The sequence below is a fragment of the Campylobacter bilis genome, assembly GCF_016806695.1.
Taxonomy (GTDB): Bacteria; Campylobacterota; Campylobacteria; order Campylobacterales; family Campylobacteraceae; genus Campylobacter_D; species Campylobacter_D bilis.
On sequence record NZ_WUED01000041.1, the window covers coordinates 1 to 718 of the forward strand.

Genomic DNA, 718 nt, shown 5'->3' on the forward strand with positions numbered 1-718 from the left:
CAGGCACCATAGAATCACAAAGAAGCAATGATAGAAATGCAGACATTATAGCCATTTCTCTTAATAAATCCCAAGGATCCATCCAAACTTTAATAAATAGCGGAACCTTAAAGTCTGCAAATCATGGTATCTTAGCAGAATCAGGCAATAAAATAGGCACCCTTATTAACAAAGGCACCATAGAAGCCAAATTAGACGGCATATCTTTTTACGATCTTAGCCCTCTAAACAAAGATGCCTCCATAGGCCAAATCATACTTGAAGAAGGTAGTAGCATTGATGCAGGCTAAAACGACATCAACCTTGATGGTACTAGCCGTACCATCACTTCAGGAAGCATAGAAGTTAAACAAGGTACCTCTATAAAAGCAGGCAATGCCGGTATAGCCATAGGCAAAGGCAAAGAAGTCACTGCCCAAATCACCATAGCAGGAGAAGTCTTTGGAGGCACAGCAGGTATAGTCAATGAAGGAAACATAGGTACTAGCTTAGAAGAGGAACTTGAAGAAGATGGAGATAATAGCACTAATAATGGTAACCCTAAAACCCGCACCCGCCGTTCAGCCATAGTAGTTACAGGCACAGGTTCTGTTGAAAGTTCTAGCGGAGGTTCAGGCATACTCAATACAGGAGATGGATCTATAGATGGAGACATAGAAATCAAAAAAGGGGCTAATTTAGGTTCCATTGTCAATACCTCTACTTCTTCTACAGGCAT

The 718-nt window shown here is 41.1% G+C and carries 1 protein-coding gene and 1 pseudogene; one reads left to right on the forward strand and one right to left on the reverse strand.

Translation table 11 applies throughout. From position 1 onward, the window contains the following. Nucleotides 1-290 (forward strand): annotated as a pseudogene (locus tag GRQ01_RS07580) (autotransporter outer membrane beta-barrel domain-containing protein); the annotation flags it as partial. On the opposite strand, the gene GRQ01_RS07585 reads toward GRQ01_RS07580, so the two are convergent. Further along, nucleotides 287-619: a hypothetical protein gene (locus GRQ01_RS07585; RefSeq protein WP_227656248.1), complete on the reverse strand. Its 333-nt coding sequence runs from the start codon at nucleotides 617-619 to the stop codon at nucleotides 287-289. The pseudogene GRQ01_RS07580 and the gene GRQ01_RS07585 overlap by 4 nt on opposite strands. Nucleotides 620-718 lie beyond the last annotated feature (99 nt).